The sequence below is a fragment of the Rossellomorea sp. ABR4_004 genome (assembly GCF_056159585.1).
On the sequence record NZ_JBSWVM010000002.1, the window covers coordinates 34,337 to 51,241 of the forward strand.

General features: G+C 41.2%; 20 protein-coding genes. 4 read left to right on the forward strand and 16 right to left on the reverse strand.

All coding sequences use genetic code 11. The features are described 5' to 3' along the window. Positions 1-60 precede the first annotated feature (60 nt). Together ACXAF2_RS12955 and ACXAF2_RS12960 are read right to left on the reverse strand one after the other, a co-directional pair. Positions 61-546 carry a tetratricopeptide repeat protein gene (locus tag ACXAF2_RS12955; protein WP_475139245.1) on the reverse strand — a complete coding sequence of 162 codons (486 nt, stop codon included), beginning with the start codon at positions 544-546 and terminating at the stop codon, positions 61-63. 15 nt (positions 547-561) lie between these two features. Further along, positions 562-1,098, reverse strand: a complete 537-nt coding sequence (locus tag ACXAF2_RS12960) for a GNAT family N-acetyltransferase (protein WP_475139246.1) — start codon at positions 1,096-1,098, stop codon at positions 562-564. A 309-nt stretch (positions 1,099-1,407) separates the two neighbouring features. Between ACXAF2_RS12960 and ACXAF2_RS12965 the strand changes: the two genes are divergently transcribed. From ACXAF2_RS12965 to ACXAF2_RS12975, 3 genes are all read left to right on the forward strand, one after another. Then, positions 1,408-2,358, forward strand: a complete 951-nt coding sequence (locus ACXAF2_RS12965; protein ID WP_475139248.1) for an L-lactate dehydrogenase — start codon at positions 1,408-1,410, stop codon at positions 2,356-2,358. A gap of 88 nt (positions 2,359-2,446) precedes the next feature. Then, positions 2,447-2,893 carry a hypothetical protein gene (locus tag ACXAF2_RS12970; RefSeq protein ID WP_475139250.1) on the forward strand — a complete coding sequence of 149 codons (447 nt, stop codon included), beginning with the start codon at positions 2,447-2,449 and terminating at the stop codon, positions 2,891-2,893. A gap of 8 nt (positions 2,894-2,901) precedes the next feature. Continuing rightward, a complete protein-coding gene (locus ACXAF2_RS12975; protein WP_475139252.1) occupies positions 2,902-3,555 on the forward strand; it encodes an SIMPL domain-containing protein in 654 nt (217 codons plus the stop codon). 157 nt (positions 3,556-3,712) lie between these two features. On the opposite strand, the gene ACXAF2_RS12980 is transcribed toward ACXAF2_RS12975, so the two are convergent. From ACXAF2_RS12980 to ACXAF2_RS13045, 14 genes are all read right to left on the reverse strand, one after another. Further along, positions 3,713-4,252: an NAD(P)H-dependent oxidoreductase gene (locus ACXAF2_RS12980; RefSeq protein WP_475139254.1), complete on the reverse strand. Its 540-nt coding sequence runs from the start codon at positions 4,250-4,252 to the stop codon at positions 3,713-3,715. Positions 4,253-4,327: 75 nt separating this feature from the next. Then, positions 4,328-4,753 carry a MarR family winged helix-turn-helix transcriptional regulator gene (locus ACXAF2_RS12985; RefSeq protein WP_475139255.1) on the reverse strand — a complete coding sequence of 142 codons (426 nt, stop codon included), beginning with the start codon at positions 4,751-4,753 and terminating at the stop codon, positions 4,328-4,330. Positions 4,754-4,825: 72 nt separating this feature from the next. After that, a complete protein-coding gene (proC, locus tag ACXAF2_RS12990) occupies positions 4,826-5,632 on the reverse strand; it encodes a pyrroline-5-carboxylate reductase (protein WP_475139257.1) in 807 nt (268 codons plus the stop codon). 319 nt (positions 5,633-5,951) lie between these two features. Further along, positions 5,952-6,971 (reverse strand): phosphotransferase enzyme family protein, encoded by a 1,020-nt coding sequence (locus tag ACXAF2_RS12995; protein ID WP_475139258.1) that lies wholly within the window; start codon positions 6,969-6,971, stop codon positions 5,952-5,954. 35 nt (positions 6,972-7,006) lie between these two features. Beyond that, complete coding sequence (locus ACXAF2_RS13000) at positions 7,007-7,303, reverse strand: YciI family protein (RefSeq protein WP_475139259.1); 297 nt, start codon at positions 7,301-7,303, stop codon at positions 7,007-7,009. Between the two features lie 110 nt (positions 7,304-7,413). Continuing rightward, positions 7,414-8,151 (reverse strand): alpha/beta fold hydrolase, encoded by a 738-nt coding sequence (locus ACXAF2_RS13005; protein WP_475139261.1) that lies wholly within the window; start codon positions 8,149-8,151, stop codon positions 7,414-7,416. Between the two features lie 61 nt (positions 8,152-8,212). Beyond that, complete coding sequence (locus ACXAF2_RS13010; RefSeq protein ID WP_475139263.1) at positions 8,213-8,929, reverse strand: DUF421 domain-containing protein; 717 nt, start codon at positions 8,927-8,929, stop codon at positions 8,213-8,215. A gap of 113 nt (positions 8,930-9,042) precedes the next feature. After that, on the reverse strand, positions 9,043-9,534 hold the full coding sequence (locus ACXAF2_RS13015) for an STAS domain-containing protein (protein WP_475139265.1): 492 nt from the start codon (positions 9,532-9,534) through the stop codon (positions 9,043-9,045). Positions 9,535-9,674: 140 nt separating this feature from the next. Further along, positions 9,675-10,835, reverse strand: coding sequence for a sporulation protein YhbH (gene yhbH / locus ACXAF2_RS13020; RefSeq protein ID WP_475140386.1), 1,161 nt, complete (start codon positions 10,833-10,835; stop codon positions 9,675-9,677). A gap of 264 nt (positions 10,836-11,099) precedes the next feature. Continuing rightward, on the reverse strand, positions 11,100-11,273 hold the full coding sequence (locus tag ACXAF2_RS13025; protein ID WP_148968243.1) for a hypothetical protein: 174 nt from the start codon (positions 11,271-11,273) through the stop codon (positions 11,100-11,102). Between the two features lie 78 nt (positions 11,274-11,351). Next, the gene (locus ACXAF2_RS13030) at positions 11,352-11,534 is read right to left on the reverse strand and encodes a hypothetical protein (RefSeq protein WP_475139266.1); all 183 of its coding nucleotides are present in this window, start codon (positions 11,532-11,534) and stop codon (positions 11,352-11,354) included. A gap of 100 nt (positions 11,535-11,634) precedes the next feature. Further along, positions 11,635-13,530, reverse strand: a complete 1,896-nt coding sequence (locus tag ACXAF2_RS13035) for a PrkA family serine protein kinase (protein WP_044337899.1) — start codon at positions 13,528-13,530, stop codon at positions 11,635-11,637. A 399-nt stretch (positions 13,531-13,929) separates the two neighbouring features. Beyond that, positions 13,930-15,219, reverse strand: coding sequence for a purine/pyrimidine permease (locus tag ACXAF2_RS13040; RefSeq protein WP_475139268.1), 1,290 nt, complete (start codon positions 15,217-15,219; stop codon positions 13,930-13,932). Continuing rightward, entirely contained in the window at positions 15,216-15,887 is a 672-nt protein-coding gene (locus ACXAF2_RS13045; protein ID WP_475139269.1) for an ankyrin repeat domain-containing protein, read from the reverse strand. Before ACXAF2_RS13045 ends, ACXAF2_RS13040 begins: the two co-directional genes overlap by 4 nt. Positions 15,888-15,983: 96 nt before the next feature. Between ACXAF2_RS13045 and ACXAF2_RS13050 the strand changes: the two genes are divergently transcribed. Then, the gene (locus ACXAF2_RS13050; RefSeq protein WP_475139270.1) at positions 15,984-16,889 is read left to right on the forward strand and encodes a LysR family transcriptional regulator; all 906 of its coding nucleotides are present in this window, start codon (positions 15,984-15,986) and stop codon (positions 16,887-16,889) included. Positions 16,890-16,905: the final 16 nt, after the last annotated feature.

Below are 16,905 nucleotides of genomic sequence, written 5' to 3' on the forward strand. Positions count from 1 at the left end.
TGCCAACTTCATTCACTCCTTCTTACTTTCCAACCACAAAAAAGTGCAGAACAGCTACTCTTATTTCCACACGACGTCCAATTGACTGGCATAAAATGTTATCGCCTTTTTATAAGGTTCGATGGTGGATTCTTGTGACGATTCTCCAATACATGTCAGCAGCAGCTCCATTGCTTGACTATGTTCGTTCAAATTATAGAGGGTCATGGAATAAAAGACCGTCAACGCTTTATTTTCAGGAAATCGTCCTATTCCTTTCTCGAACACGGATTTGCTTTTTTCATACTCTCCCAATGTCCGATATGTACTCCCTAATCCAAGATATGCGCCTTGTAAATCTTTATCCTCCAGTCCCAATTGAATCGAACTTTCGTAATAAGGAACGGCTTCGCTTTCGACTCCCATTGCGTCATGGCTCCACGCACATTGGTAATGCAGAAAGCCATTATCTGGTTCTTCCCCAATCAATCGCTTCCACCTTTCAATGGAAGCTGCGTATTCTCCCGACTCTCTCAATTCAATGGCTTCTTCTATTTTTCTACTCATTTTAAAGTCTCCCATTTATTCGGGAATGAACTCCATCAACCAGGAATCATGATGTTCGCCTTCATGAAGCTCATGCTCCCGCAGTATTCTTGCTTTACTATATCCACATTTCTCATAGCAACGGATCGCTCTGGTGTTCCAAGTCATGGGATCCACCACGAGGCGGTGGACACCCTCCTTCTGAAGCAAGTACTCTACTACAGCTCGAATGAGTTTCGTCCCTACTCCCCTGTTCCAATATGTCGCTTCTCCAATGAATTGATCCGTACCGTAAATCACTTCATCTAAATTCGTGTAACCATATCGTATCATTGTTTCTTCATCTAGTTGATAATACTGGAGATAACCGATTTCTTTCCCCTCGTACTCAACCAGACAACCCAAGACGTCCCTCTCTGCCAGGAACTTCTCTTCCACCATCTGAAGAGTGAATGGGCAGTCCCTCCCTTCATAAAACTCCAGCACCACTGGATCCTGCAACCACCTTGCCAACGTGTATTTATCCCCCTCCTCTAACGGACGGATATATAAATCCCCACTCCTGACATTCATACACACACCTCCCATACCTCTCCTCTTTCTTTATACATTCATCACCCATCAGAAAAAACCCTTTTTTTTGAGGGAAGGACCTGGGTCCATTTCTTTGTATGACAAGTTTGTGAACTTATTCACATTTATGTATGTTATGCTATATTTCAGAGTAGAATATCAATGTGTTTCGTGTTATTATTTGTATGTGAATAATTTCACAATATCTAGATTCATATACTTAAAGCTTTATTACTTTATTTTTATCTGGCCATTGGTAAATTGGTGTGACCAATTTTTCACAAATATTTAGTGGATAGGTGATGACGTATGACAATCAAATGTACAAACAAAGTAGCTTTAATCGGTACGGGATTTGTAGGTTCAAGTTATGCCTTTGCTCTTCTGAATCAAGGAATCGCACATGAGCTTGTGATGATTGATTTGAATAAGGAGAAAGCGGATGGTGATGCACGTGATTTAAATCATGGTCTTGCATTCGCTTCCCCTATGAAAATATCTGCAGGAGATTACAGTGATTGTAAGGACGCTGACTTGGTCGTGATTACGGCAGGAGCGAACCAGCAGCCGGGTGAAACCCGTTTGGACCTTGTGGAAAAGAATGTGAAAATCTTTAAAACCATTGTAGACTCTGTCATGAATAGTGGATTCAACGGCATTTTCCTGGTGGCGACGAACCCTGTCGACATCTTAACGTATGCAACGTGGAAGTTTTCCGGTCTTCCGAAAGAAAGAGTCATCGGATCAGGAACGATCCTCGATACAGCCAGACTTCGCTACTTAGTCGGAGAGCATTTTGATATTGATACACGGAATATTCACGCCTATATTATGGGAGAACATGGCGACACGGAGTTTCCAGTTTGGAGCCACACGACTGTAGGTGCAAGTCATTTAAGTGAGTTGATTGATCTCCACCAGAATGACGTTCAGAAACAGCTCGATGAAATATTCGTCAATGTAAGAGATGCAGCCTATCACATCATTGAACGGAAAGGCGCAACCTATTACGGCATTGCCATGGGTCTTGCCAGGATTACCAAAGCGATCTTTAACAATGAAAATAGCATTTTAACCGTTTCTTCCCTCCTTGAAGGTGAATATGATCAGGAAGACATATACATCGGTGTCCCTGCCATCATTAATGGTGAGGGTATCAGAAAAGTCGTCGAGCTTCCGTTAAGTGACAAAGAAAAAGCTCAATTCGATCACTCTGCAGAGACGCTAAAAAATGTGATGAAAAAAGCGATGAATTCTTGATTCACTCCCTTCGTTAAAATGATTAGACACGCACGCCCATTGGACCTCCTCATATGATAAAGAGAATTCTTTATGAGGAGGTTCTTCTATGTACGATTACAGACAACTATTCCCTGGTTTTCCTGGGGGAGGTAGCGGGTTCCCCGGCTTTCCTGGTGGAGGTCAAGGATCGGGCGGTGGCTTTCCTGGCTTTCCTGGCTTTCCTGGTGGAGGACAAGGCGCACCAAGCTCACCACCACCTGCAGGAGGGCAAGGCGGACAAAATCAACCACCACCCGGACCACCACCGAACTTCCAACCACAAAAAACGGTGATGCAAGGAACACAAGGTGGACCAAGTGTCTTTGCAGTAGACCCGGGTGCCATCAGAAGATGTTTATTCCGTTACACGTATATTTGGTTACGAAGAGATGCTTTCTGGTTTTATCCTGTCTTTGTTGGGCGCCGTTCCATTGCCGGGTGGAGATGGATCGGATTCACATGGGTATACTTCGGCATCGATTTAGATAAAATTGAATCCTTTACTTGCGTGTAGGTTTGCTCATGTATTCATATCCTTACTATAGAACCGGCAACACCAATGGGACGATTACTGTAACTGGAGAGCATACACTTTATGTGGATCCCGATCAAGCCATTGTCTCTATCGGTGTTGTCACGAAAGATGAAGAACTTGAAACGGCACAAAACCAGAACCAACAACAATCCACTCAAGTCGTACAATCACTATTGAATAACGGTGTGTCACAAAAAGATATTCAAACCTCCACCTATCAAGTATTCCCGCAATACAATTATGAGGACGGGAAACAAATTTTTACAGGATATGAGGTTCGCCAAGTATTTCGCGTTACTTTAAAAGATATTGAAAAAGTGGGTGCGATTATGGATGATGCCATAAAGAGCGGAGCGAATCGGGTAGAAAACATTCAATTTGTCAATTCAAATCCTATTGAATCCTATCAGTTAGCCCTTACTTCCGCATATCAAAAGGCATACCAAAAAGCACTCACATTATCGAGCCAATCGGGGCAACAGCTAGGTCCCCAGCCAATATCCATCACAGAGCAATCAAGCCCAATGGCCACCCCTTTTGTAACAACTGGATTTGTGAAAGCCGCTGAAGAAAGTACCACCGTGCAACCAGGACAAATCGGCGTCACAGCCATCTTGACAGTAGAATACCAAACCCGATAAACAACAAACTGCCAAAGTATACCAATACTTTGGCAGTTTGAATATAGTAGAGAGGGACGGACCTCGCTTTCCACTATTTATCCGTCTTTAAACATTACCTCTTCACTCATAAATATACTAAAGAGCCCATCCCTAAATCGAATGAGCTCTCCCCAAACTATCGTCCAAACTTCAACTCTGGATTTACTACATGGGCTATCACTCTCTCGACAGACGCAACCACTTCATCATTACTTAACATTCTAACCCCATGCTCAACATAAGCAGGCAAGAATGCCATTCCCGTTAAGTTAGCAGTAGCCTGCAGTGGTTTCAACAGTTCGCTCATGGAATAGTGATTGAATCCTCCTGATCGATATGCCCCTGCCGGACCGCCGGTTGAAGTCACAACTAAGAATTCTTTTCCGTGAAGCTTCGTTCCATCTGCTCCATAAGCCCAACCGTATTCCAGCACCTTATCCTGCCATTCTTTTAAGATCGCTGGTGTACTGTACCAAAAGAATGGGAATTGGAAGACGATTCGGTCATGTTCCAACAAAAGATTTTGTTCTCTCTCAACATCAATGTCCATGTTTGGATATTCCTTATATAAATCGTGCACTGTAACGCTCTCTTCTTTTTCCAAACGTTCTGTCCAGGCTTTGTTCATTCGTGATTCCTGTAAATTTGGATGTCCAACTAAAACTAATGTATTCATTTCTATCACTCCTTATTTGTATGTACAAATAATATCATCATTTGTTTGTACATACAACAAAAAGACTAAAAAAATTTATTTTTTATTTTCCAATATTACATTCGCTTTATTCACATCACTCGTGAGCTTACGTGCCTGTTCCTCACCCATGATTTCTGCATAGCGTTTAAACAAGTTCTTCCAACACTGAGAAATGTCACCTTGCATGCTATAGCCTTTATCCGTCAGGGCAATAATCGCCAGCTTTCCTTTGTTCTTACGTGTAACAAGACCCTTCATCTCTAATTTATCTACAAATCGGGTACTTGTTGAAGGCGCGATATTCAAAGCTCCGCTGAGCTCTTTTTGTGTTAGACCGTCTTTATCCTTTAAGGTCATCAACAAAAATGCATATGTGGGAGACAAGCCGATCGGCGCAAACTCTTCCTCCGCCATCTTGTTCATCATTCTTGCCAAGTGATTGGCAGAGAAATAAAGACAGTTACAGAATTGATCTTCCACTATCCTCGACCTCCGTTTATGTTTGTATGTACAAACTACACCAGTCCTGAGGATTTGTCAATGCTTTCCACCCTACTCACCCAGGGACTTCGATTTTTGGCTGCATGCTTCCATAGCCGTTAATACGGCTCCTTTAAAATTATTCTTCTCCAGAGCTGATACCGCTTCAATCGTTGCTCCTCCTGGTGAGCAAACGGCATCTTTCAGTTCTCCTGGGTGAGTGCCCGTTTCGAGAACCATTTTGGCTGCTCCAAGTACAGCCTGGGATGCAAGCTGATAGGCCTGCTTGCGGGGGATACCTTGCAGAACCGCTCCATCAGCCAGTGCTTCTATGAACATAAACACATACGCGGGAGAAGATCCGCTTACTGCCGGAATGGCATCCATCAGGCTTTCCTCTACCATTTCAGCCTTTCCGAAGCTTTCTAAAATGGCTTGTACATCTGCAAGATCTTCTTCCGTTACTTCATTATTTACACAATAGGCCGTCATACCTTCTCCTACAAGAGACGGGGTATTTGGCATAGTCCGGACAATTTTCACTGATTCAGAAAGCTGACTCTCCATCCGTTCAATGGTGATACCCGCTGCAATCGTAATGATGATGGCATCCTCTTTCAGGGAATCCTTTATCGATTCGATAATGCTCCGATATTGGTCAGGTTTCACTGATAAAAACAAAATATCCGAAAAGGCTGCTACACTTACATTATCACTGGTAACCCCCACTCCAAATTCCCCTGCTACTTTATCCAGCGTTTCCTGAGTTCTGGCGCTCGCTAAAACCGAATGCTCATCCACCAACCCGGATTTCAATATCCCCCCCATAATCGCTTGTGCCATATTTCCGCACCCAATAAACCCAATGGTTTTATCCATTTCTTCACCTCATCAGTTTGTATGTAAACAGTCTTTAGCATCATACCAAATTTAACTCAACATATAAAATGAAACGCCATTAAAAAAGGCTCGAAGGAGAAATCCTTCAAACCATTCTTTCATTCGACGAGCTTTCCGCAATAGGGACAAAGAGATTTTGGATATTCTTTTGGTATCCTACCGTGACAATGGTTGCATGTCTTCACATACTGGGGCTGATCAAATAAATCCTCAGACATCCCATATCCACTCTTAAAGGTGGTTCTCATAAGACGGACTAATAACCCGATAATCACACCTGTAATAAGCAGTGCCCAAATCATTTTGCCCTCGCTTTTTCAATAATTTCACCGTAGTCCAGGTCGACGATTGGTTCATCATGGAGCAATCTGTCCCTGATCTGAGAAAGAAGCGACTCCTCGACCTCGGATAAATTCTCAAGGTCCCATTTTTTATGGAAAACAGAATACAGTGTTAAATCCCTGAGCATCAGGAAATGAGGGATTCTGGCCACCCACTCTTCTTCTAAATCACACTCCGTCAAATATCCTTTTATAAATGAAAGGAGAAACCTTTCGCCGAATTGGCTGCGGGTATCCAAGTTCTCATTTCTGAACTTCCACCACACGGAATAGTAAAGAGGGATGGCCACGTCACTTATAAAAAAGAACTGTGTACTATCGTCAAAGTCAAACACATGAAGGTCACCCTCATGGTAAAAAAAGTTCCCTGGATGGATGTCTGAGTGAATGAGCCCAAAAGTATCTTTTGTTTCCACAAAGCTTTTAATCATCTCCATATTTTTTTGACCAGCATCAAGTATGTACTTGTCTTCTTCAGATAAATATTTCTTATAGTCCAGTACATCATCCTGATCCCAGCGAAGACGGTGAATGTCATCCTGCCCGTATGCCTTTGTTACCCTGTGCATATGCCCTGTCATTTTCCCCCATTTATAAAATAATTCATTATCGAATAACGGATCATTCACTTTCACGGGACTTCCTGGAGCTTTATCAAACAAACACACATAGAAATATGTATCTCCTGCTTGGATGACTTCTACAAGCTTTCCTTTATCAGAATGATTGACTAATGATACATTCACTCCGTGTTTATGTAAGTAGTTAATCCATTTTAGTTCAGCTTCCACTTCTCTTTCTGACCGATGAGAACTGTGAGTGAGGCGTAGGATATAGGGGATGTCTCCCTTATGCACCTCATACACATAGTTTTCAAAGTCTCCGAGTTTCTTCGCTTGAGCAGTATTGCAACTATATCGTAAGGCAGCTTCAGCCAATCGTTCCTCTGTAAACAGTTCTTCTATCCACTTTTCCATCGTACCTTCTCCTACTCTATTTCAGTATTGGTTTCCTATCTCGAAAGGGCCACTCTGTAAGGAAACAGCTCTGCAGTCATGATTCCTTCTTTTACCGCAGGATCTTCCTTCATGAACGCTTTGGCCTTTTCCGCATCTTCCGCTTCAAAAATAACGATTCCAAAAGCATTTTCTTCTTCATTCAATGTTCTGCCGGCAAGGATTACCACTCCTGCTTCCGTGAATTCTTTAAGCCTCTGGAAGTGATGTTGAACAATGTCTTCATCCGCTGTCGTCCAATTTTCTTCTTTATGTAAACGCGGGATAAGCTTTAACACATAGATAAATTCCATCTGAATCGAACCTCCTTCTATTTTATATATACTACCTTCTACATCAGGATTCCTTTATCTTGACATACAAAAATAGCTGCTGAGTCTGCTCAACAGCTTTCATCATGAAATCAATGCTCCTTTAACCATTCATCCATCGTACGTATGATTTCATCTTGCTGGTCCCTCGGGGAAATATATGCTTCAAGATCTCCTTTTTGCTTCCCATACATTCCGAAGCCTGCATGGTTTCCCCCTTCAATTTCGTGGAAAACCGTTGATTGGGGTAATATTTTTTTACTTTCTTCAATATCATCCTCTGTAGTAAGCCCATCGTTCTCTGCAAAGATACTTAGAAAAGGAACATCGCTTTCAGAAAAATCAGTTGAGTTTGTTGGATAGGATGCCAGGAAAATAACCCCTTTTATCTTATCTTGATGATCATACGCATATGTAGCAGCCGCTACTCCACCCAATGAGTGACCTGACATATACCAATCAAGCTCCTCATCAAAACTGTTTATAATTTTTTCAGATTCACCTATACCAAAAAAAGCGATATGAAAGGGCATCCTTGGTATGACGACTGTGTATCCCTTCTCAGAAAGTGACTTCCCTAAATACCCATAAGCCTCGACTTCCACCTTTGCTCCTGGATATAGAATAAGGCCCTTGCTGTTAGATTCCTCGGGATGAAAAATAAGCCAGTCTTTTTTTTCTTCAATTAATGGATCTTCTTCGATTATGATTGTTTTTAATAATTCTTCTGTAGCTGAATACGTTTGTTCTGACCAGAAGTAAAATCCAAGGCCACCTATTAGGACAACTGCAAGAAGAACAATGGCAGTCCATTTGAGTATCTTTTTCACAGGGATCACCTTTTTTACTTATAGTATACTCTACACTACAGCTCTTTTCTTTTATGAATGCTCAGTTAAAAAAATGAGGATACGTATGAATATCAGATGTTTTCACGATATGGATTTCTTTTCTTACATTGATGGAGGCATAGAATACTTCATGGATTGCCGTGAAACCTTCTTTTCTCATTTCATCCCGAACCCATTTTTCTTCAACATTTAATTTATCTAAAACATCCGTATGCAATACACCGTCTACAATAAGAGGAAATGCAAGGCTCGTCCGCTTCATCACTCCGGCATCCTCCACTGTAACCGTTTGTTTTGGGGGAATCTTATGAATCGATAAACTCCCATTCGATTCAATGATTCCAATCTCCACATCTTGCAGAGAGAATACTTCTTTCTCCCGAAGAAGCATCAGGATATTATCAATCGTATAACCGGTATTCTTTAATTCTTCTTTTAAAACCTTACCATTTTCAATCACCACCGTAGGTTCAAATGAAAGCAGTTTACCTACTTTTCTTGAAGAAATTTTCATTTTGGTCAAAACTTTTTGTAATATGGCTATTAATATCATTGCGACAATGGTATGGATATGTTTGATGCTCGGGTCCGCAATATCTGCCCCTACAACAGAACCAAACACGAGAACCACTAAAAAATCAAATACCGGCAACTCCCCAATGGAACGTTTCCCCATATACAAAGTGACAAAAATCATAAATGGAAGTATCGTAAAAATCCTCAGTGCCACGATTCCCAAGTCCTTGAAATCAACCATAAGCTACTCAAATCCTTTTTAAGTCTGATAAAAGTAGCATCCCCTATCACTCAACAAACATGAAGGCTTATTTCCATAAATATAAAAAGAACCAACCATGCAGGCTGATTCTTTTACTCATTGATCTTCTGGAAGGTAAGTTCCTTTTCCCTCATCAAATATTGCAAAGCTGTACGGAATGTGAGGAAGCTTTTAATCCCTTTAAGCTCTCTCACTCCTGAGTTGATCATCACTTGAGTAAGGGCAGGAGTAAATCCTACAAATAAGGTTTCGATTCCCATTAATCCAATGGCCTTGGCCATGTTATGGATATAGGTGCCGAAGATGTCCATTTCCCCGATTTCTTTCTCTGATATGGCTGAGAAATCTACAATGATTGTGTTGATATCCCCACCGTACGAGACGTCTAATATCTTGGAAATGATCCTTTCAAAACGTTCCGGACTCAGTCTGCCGGTTATGGGGATCAAGATGGTTTCCGGGACGATGGAGGGGATAATTGGTGCTGAAATATCCATGATCAGCTGTTCTGATTGAATCAGCTGTTCTTTTAATTCTTTAATTTCATTCTTGAGTTGTTGAATTTCTTTCTTTTCATTTGTCATGATAAACCTCACCACTTATAGAATGTTTTTAAAAGTACCTCTCTTTATTCTAGCACTATAAATACAGAATAACCTACTATTTTCATATGTAAATAGATAAGTAGATGACAGTGAAAAACCAGCTCATCGGCTGGTTTTTCTCAAGCGAATGCTTTTTCCTGCTCATTGTGGAAGAAACTTTTCATGGCATGGAATACATCGGCTTTCTGTTTGAGAATGTAATAACGGAAATCTTCGTTTTTAATATTTTTGTAGGCAGACATCAAGGTGGAGTGGCGGTTATACTGGTTCACTTCCCCGTAACCGAACATGCTGGATACTTTCATTAATTCTTCTACAAGCTTGACGCAACGTACGTTATCAGACGTCAGGTTATCCCCATCAGAGAAATGGAACGGATAGATATTATATCGGCTTGGAGCGTACTTTCCATCGATTAGTTCCAACGCTTTGCGATAAGCTGATGAACAGATGGTTCCTCCGCTTTCCCCTTTCGAGAAGAAGTGTTCTTCTGATACCACTTTGGCCTCCGTATGATGTGCGATGAATTCAATTTCCACGGTTTCATATTTTGTTCTCAAAAAACGTGTCATCCAGAAGAAAAAGCTTCTTGCCATATATTTCTCCCATACCCCCATGGATCCACTCGTATCCATCATAGCCAATACGACTGCTTTGGATTCAGGCTTTAATACTTCATTCCACGTTCTGAACTTCAAGTCTTCGGTATATATCGGATGAAAGCTTGGTGCTCCTTTCATGGCATTCCTCTTAAAGGCAGACATCATCGTCTTCTTTTTATCTATATTCCCCATTAGGCCTGTTTTACGGATATCGTTGAATTCAATGTGCTCGACGGTTTGAACATCTTGCTCCTTCTTCTTTAGGTTCGGAAGTTCCAATTGGCTAAATAAGGCTTCTTCAATCTCAAGCATCGACACTTCTGCTTCATAGTAATCTTCACCGGCTTTATCTCCGGCCCCTTGACCTTTACCAGGACCCTGCTGCTGCGGTGAGCCGTCTCTTGCAATGACGTCTCCTACCTGACTTTCACCGTCACCTTGCCCGACGTGCTTATTCTTATCATAGTTATAACGAATTTTATATTCATCTAAAGAACGAATCGGGATCTTGACGACGTCTCGACCATTTGACATGACAATGTTTTCTTCCGTGATCAAATCAGGTAAGTTATTTCGAATCGCATCCTGTACTTTCTCTTGATGTCTTTGTTGATCATCGTGACCTTTGCGGTGGAGGGCCCAATCTTCCTTGGAAATGACAAACTGATGATTATCCATTTGACTCAAATTATTCCCCTCCTTAAAGTTTTTTCACATTTCTTCATTCTCCTGCATACACTATGTTGACTGTCTAAACTGCATGTATCCCATGAAGTGAAACGGGGATTACTCTATCCTATGCAGAAGTATTGATAAATTTACAAATAATTTCGACAATTAAACGTTCTTTTAAGGTTGGACGAGCCTATTTTTCTGACAGGTTGTGCTATGTCCGTGAATGACCGATTTCCTCAAAAAAAATAACCAGGCAGAATCACCTGATTAAGCTTCCTCTTCATATTGAGCCGGGTCTGATACTCGATTGTGTATCTTTAATTCGCCACTGGAACGTAATTTCTCCATCTGCTTCCCTAGCTTAATGACTTCCTCCATATTGGAGGCCATACTTCCGTTAAGAGGTTCTGCTTCTTCTCGACGATGAGGTTTAGAAGGCATCCTCTCCACCCACTTTCATGTAAGATAATGGGCCCAGCTCTCTATCTATAGACTATTATATTCAGAGTTTTCCGTCAACTATTCCTTGTCTTTTTCTTTATACTGGACGGGATCCGGCTGCTTTTTGTCCTCTATCAGCTCTTCATTCGTTCTTAGCTTGTCCATTTGCTTTCCCAGCTGCTCCATTTCTTCCATATCAGATGCCATGGAGCCATTTTCAGGTTCATAGTTTTTATCCAGTTCATGTTTGTTTTTGCTCATACCTTTCACCTCTTGGCTACTACTTTTCCCCTTACAAGAAAAAATTAAACCACATAGAAAAATCGGGGGGTGTATTTAGCACCTCCCGATTTCATTTCTATTAACGATTCAACAGGCTGCCCACATAGCGTAGTAATTCATTTGCGGATGTTGAGTTGTAGCCATGTTCATCGATGAGGCGGGCAACCACTTCGTTGACTTTCTTCAGCTGCTGTTCGTCTGGCGTTTTCGATGATGTCGTGATTTTTACAACGTCCTTCAAGTCAGCGAATAGCTTCTTCTGAATAGCTTCTCTCAAGCGATCATGTGAATTGTAGTCAAATCGCTTTCCTTTACGTGCATAGGCTGAGATACGGATAAGGATTTCTTCACGGAATGCTTTCTTCGCATTTTCTGAAATACCGATTTGTTCCTCAATGGAACGCATCAGCTTTTCATCCGGGTTGATTTCTTCACCGGTTAATGGGTCATGAAGCTTCGCCTTATTGCAGTAAGCTTCAACGTTATCAAGATAGTTATCCATAAGCGTTTTCGCAGACTCTTCATATGAATACACGAAGGCTTTCTGAACTTCTTTCTTAGCGATATCATCATATTCCTTACGGGCCAGGGAGATAAAGTTCAAATACTTATCACGAAGTTCATTCGTAATTGATGGATGTTGATCCAGTCCTTCTTTCAAAGCCCGAAGAACGTCTAAAGCGTTAATAGTAGGGATTTCTTTTCGAATGATCGTAGACGAGATCCGGTTAATGACATAACGCGGATCGATTCCGCTCATTCCTTCATCCTGGTATTCCTTCTTCATTTCATCCACATCAGCGGAGTTAAATCCTTCGACATTTTCACCATCGTACAAGCGCATTTTCTTGATTAAATCAATATCACCGCGCTTAGGTTCCTTCAATCGGGTCAAAATGGTGAACATCGCCGCAACCCGTAACGTATGAGGGGCCACGTGTACGTTCGACACATCACTTTCGTTGATCATTTTCTCATATATTTTCTCTTCCTGGGTGACCTTCAGATTATAAGGAACCGGCATAACGATAATACGTGAGTGTAAGGCTTCATTTTTTTTGTTTGAAATGAAGGATCGATACTCAGTTTCATTCGTATGGGCCACAATTAGCTCATCAGCTGAAATCAGTGCAAACCGCCCTGCCTTGAAGTTTCCTTCCTGAGTAAGGGATAATAAGTGCCATAAGAACTTTTCATCACACTTCAGCATTTCCTGGAATTCCATCAATCCACGGTTTGCTTTATTTAACTCACCATCGAATCGGTAAGCCCGTGGATCTGATTCAGAACCAAATTCAGCAATCGTGGAGAAGTCGATACTTCCTGTTAAATCGGCAATATCCTGTGACTTTGGATCAGATGGACTGAACGTACCGATTCCGACACGTTTATCTTCAGAGAAAAAGACTCTTTCGACCTGAACGTCTTCTATGCGGCCATGATATTCCTTCTCCAAACGCATAGTATTTAACGGAGAGAGATTTCCTTCAATGCGAATGCCATATTCGTTGTAAAAATCTTCACGTAAATGTTGAGGAATCAGATGCAACGGATCTTCGTGCATCGGACAGCCTTTGATTGAAAAGACGCCTCCTCTTTCAGTCCGGGAATATTGTTCCAGCCCGCGTTTCAGCATGGAAACAAGAGTTGATTTCCCTCCACTGACTGGCCCCATCAATAACAAGATTCTCTTTCTGACATCCAATCGCTTCGCAGCAGGATGAAAGTATTCTTCAACGAGTCTTTCCAGCGCCTCTTCTAAGCCAAATAATTGATTGCTGAAGAATTTATACTTTCTTTTCCCTTCGACCTCTTCAACTCCGGCATCCTTAATCATATTAAAGACTCTTGAATGAGCGGATTGCCCAACCCAAGGCTTCTCTTTCAGCAGGTCTAAATACTGAGCAAACGTCCCTTCCCATTTCAGTTTCTCTTCTTCTTCTCGATAATGTTCGATTTTTTTTAAAATATCCATAAGGACCTCCCCCTGTCGCTTAATGAGAGACGATTAATATACTCTATGCGCTTGTTCACCTGAACATGTTAACAAGATATATTTATTACAGACAAAGGTTCAGTATTCACTATAAACAGCAGAATGAGACTTTTGAAAAAATAATGCTTCTATTATCAATCAGCCAAGCTGTCACAGATCAACAAAAAATTAAACGATTTCATTCACATCAAATAAAAAATAGGCTATACTAAAGACAGACTGTGGAATAAGTGAAACTGGGAGGTTACCAACATGGGTACTATAATGATTATAGGTGTATCTTTAGCGTTCTTAGTAGCGATTTTCACTGCTGGATATAATGATAAACCCGGCTCCAACTAATTCATAAACTAAAAAAACTGGCCATGGCCAGTTTTTTTAGTTATTGCGCCATATTAAATTAAGACCAATCACCACAACTGTCCCGACGATCAAACCATTACTCATGACAATTTGAAGGGAACTTGGAAGATCTTCGAAAAGATCCGGAGATTGAAAGAAGAGACTAGTGCCGCCCAAAAGTGAAATACTAATGATGGATAACTCCCTGTGATTCAACTCATTAGAAGTAATCTTTTTTAAAGAAATGTTAAACATATTCACGATTGTCGAAAGCAATGCTGCACTCGCGACGGCTACAGGCAAAGTGGACACTACATGCACCACTTGTGGCATAAAGGAAATAAGTAATAAACTGCCTGCTGCTATAAGAAATGGAAGACCATTTCTTTGTTTCGTCGTTTGTACGAAGCCTGATGTAACCGGCAAGGGCACAATGGCAAGAGCAGAAAAAATGGACGATAACCAATGATTGATTCCTCCGATGATAAACCCTCTTCTTATACTGTCTTGTTTATTGATTTTCTTTCCATCAAATACCTCATACATCGAATCAATGGCTGCAATATTGTTTAGAATGAGCGTAAAAGAAAACAGAATAGTCGCAGTTATGATAGTGCCATTGATTGCAGGTGGTCCCCATGAAAATAGTTCTGGGAAAGCTACACCATTAAGTTCCCTCTGGCCAACAGGGTTGGAAGCACCACCGAACAGGGCGAACACACCCCAGCCAACGATGATACCGATTAAGAGTGAAAACTGCTTTCCCCATCCTTTTGCTTTAATTGACAGAATGACAATAAAGACAAAAACGAATATGGCAAGCATCGTCAGTTTCCAATCAACAACTCCTTCTTCTTGTACGATCATCCCTTTAAAAAAGATGCCACTAAGCTGAATCGCTAGAAGTAATAAAAAAACACCTGAAACTAAAGGTGGAAATACTCTTTCGTAAAATGATTTGTTTTTCACTAATCCCATGAGAATCAGTATACATCCTGCTAAAGCAAGTGAGCCCATGCCAAGTGATAGTGATTCTTCCACCGACAGGCCAATTTGCTTAGAAAAGCCAGCCAAAATAACAAAGACACTTACCCAGGATCCAGCCGGTCCTTCAATAATCGGAAGGGAATGTCCAATTACTTTCTGAAGAATGGAGCCTAGAGCAACCAGGAAAAGCGTTCTTTGCATTAACCCTGATATCTCGGTCTCACTTAATCCAAACACACTACCAATTACAATCGGAAGAGCAATCGACGTTCCGATCAAAAACATGAGCCATTGAAAGCTTTGCAGGGTTATTCTTACGAACTGCCCTTTGTATTTCATGATACTTTAACCGCTCCGGCTTTAAGCAGCATCTTCTCAATTTCAACAAAACCTCTTTCCCTGGCATGCTCAATTGGTGATTTTCCTTCCTGATCAGGTATCGTTACATCGGCACCATACTCGATTAATGTGGCAATAATCTCTTGATGCACCTTTCCTCCATCACTCAATACAATGGCTTCCATCAAGGCTGTCCAGCCAAGGTCATTTACATGATTGATATCGACGTTTGTTTTTTCCAATAGAAGTTTGACGGTCTCACCGTGACCTTTTTCCGCAGCTGGAATAAGCGCAGTTCCGCCATATCGATTTACTAAAGCAGGATCTGCTCCTGCTTCGATCGTCAGAAGCAGAATGTCATTCATTCCTTCTGCACCAGCATACAGAAAGGGATTGTTTTTTAATTCATCCTTTAAATGAATATCAGCTCCCTTATCAATAAGCAAACGAACCATATCCGGGTTATTTTGATACGTCGCAAGCATTACAGGCGTTCTACCGAGGGCATCCTGTTGATTAATATCGGCACCTTCATCAATTAACGTTTCAACTTCTTCAATATATCCTTCTTTTATATAGGTGAAAATCACTTCTTTTTCCTCCTCTTGAGCATTGTACGAACATCCCGCCAGAGTGCTGATAAAGATAGCAATAAGCATTTTCTTCATTTTCACTCCCCCTAACAACTTTTAGGGTATCACGGCTTGATTTATATGAATAATATCTATTAAATTGAATTATTATATATTTTTCATATAAGAGAGGTGATTCCCATTCTGGACCTTAAACAACTGCGCTACTTCATGACGATTGTAGAAGAAAAAACAATACTTGCTGCAGCAAAACGACTACATATGTCTCAGCCACCCCTAAGTCAACAGCTGCGCACGATGGAAGAGAATCTCGGTGTGAGCCTGTTTTACCGGAAAGGGAGAAAACTGGTGATTACAGAGGCCGGGAAAGCCCTTTATCAGCATTCATATCAGATGATCAAGCTGCTGGAGGCTGCAGAGGCAGAAGTGAAAGAAATTGGTTCAGGAGAAAAAGGCAAGCTGAGGATTGGTGTAAATACATTATCTGACATTGATTTGCCACATATTTTAGCAAAGTATGAAAAGAAATTTCCGAACATCACTTATAATATTCATCAAAATGAATCCTCACAGCTCATTCATCTTTTAGAATTACGCGAGATTGATGCTGCACTGATCCGAATGCCCTTTTCAGCAGACAATATGGCGAAGGTGGTCCTTCAAGATGAGCCATTTTACTTCATTACGAGTGTTCCGACTCCAAGTCTTGACACGATTACATTAGAGGATATTGTTCATCAGCCATTAATCCTTCCCAGTACACAAAGTTTGGGCTTGTACGAAATGATTGTCCAGTCATTTATTTCAATCGGGTTGACTCCAAATGTAAAGGCAGAATGTTCGGATACCGTCCTCCTTGCCAATCTTGTAGAACAAGGATTCGCTTCCTCCATCGTTCCCCATAGTGCTTTGCAAGTATTTAAGCATAAAGATGTTCAACTGGTGGAAATTGAGAACATGAACAACGCAAGCTACGGAATCGTATGGAAAAGAGACTTCTATCTGCCTAAGACAACAAGGGAATTTATCCGGTTAGTCACAGAACACTTTCAGATTGAGCTTTTGGAGATGGATTAGGAAAAAAAGCCCGAAA

Bases quoted from the DNA above. Each gene is read 5' to 3' on its own strand.
- ACXAF2_RS13045 (WP_475139269.1), bottom strand. From the start codon at position 15,887: ATGAAGAAAATGCTTATTGCTATCTTTATCAGCACTCTGGCGGGATGT.
- ACXAF2_RS13030 (WP_475139266.1), bottom strand. From the start codon at position 11,534: ATGAGCAAAAACAAACATGAACTGGATAAAAACTATGAACCTGAAAAT.
- ACXAF2_RS12995 (WP_475139258.1), bottom strand. From the start codon at position 6,971: ATGGAAAAGTGGATAGAAGAACTGTTTACAGAGGAACGATTGGCTGAA.
- ACXAF2_RS13040 (WP_475139268.1), bottom strand. From the start codon at position 15,219: ATGAAATACAAAGGGCAGTTCGTAAGAATAACCCTGCAAAGCTTTCAA.
- proC (WP_475139257.1), bottom strand. From the start codon at position 5,632: ATGGATAAAACCATTGGGTTTATTGGGTGCGGAAATATGGCACAAGCG.
- ACXAF2_RS12975 (WP_475139252.1), top strand. From the start codon at position 2,902: ATGTATTCATATCCTTACTATAGAACCGGCAACACCAATGGGACGATT.
- ACXAF2_RS13000 (WP_475139259.1), bottom strand. From the start codon at position 7,303: ATGGAATTTATCTATGTGTTAAAGCTTATCCCGCGTTTACATAAAGAA.
- ACXAF2_RS12955 (WP_475139245.1), bottom strand. From the start codon at position 546: ATGAGTAGAAAAATAGAAGAAGCCATTGAATTGAGAGAGTCGGGAGAA.
- ACXAF2_RS13015 (WP_475139265.1), bottom strand. From the start codon at position 9,534: ATGACAAATGAAAAGAAAGAAATTCAACAACTCAAGAATGAAATTAAA.
- ACXAF2_RS12980 (WP_475139254.1), bottom strand. From the start codon at position 4,252: ATGAATACATTAGTTTTAGTTGGACATCCAAATTTACAGGAATCACGA.
- yhbH (WP_475140386.1), bottom strand. From the start codon at position 10,835: ATGGATAATCATCAGTTTGTCATTTCCAAGGAAGATTGGGCCCTCCAC.
- ACXAF2_RS13035 (WP_044337899.1), bottom strand. From the start codon at position 13,530: ATGGATATTTTAAAAAAAATCGAACATTATCGAGAAGAAGAAGAGAAA.
- ACXAF2_RS12960 (WP_475139246.1), bottom strand. From the start codon at position 1,098: ATGAATGTCAGGAGTGGGGATTTATATATCCGTCCGTTAGAGGAGGGG.
- ACXAF2_RS13025 (WP_148968243.1), bottom strand. From the start codon at position 11,273: ATGCCTTCTAAACCTCATCGTCGAGAAGAAGCAGAACCTCTTAACGGA.
- ACXAF2_RS13010 (WP_475139263.1), bottom strand. From the start codon at position 8,929: ATGGTTGATTTCAAGGACTTGGGAATCGTGGCACTGAGGATTTTTACG.
- ACXAF2_RS12965 (WP_475139248.1), top strand. From the start codon at position 1,408: ATGACAATCAAATGTACAAACAAAGTAGCTTTAATCGGTACGGGATTT.
- ACXAF2_RS12970 (WP_475139250.1), top strand. From the start codon at position 2,447: ATGTACGATTACAGACAACTATTCCCTGGTTTTCCTGGGGGAGGTAGC.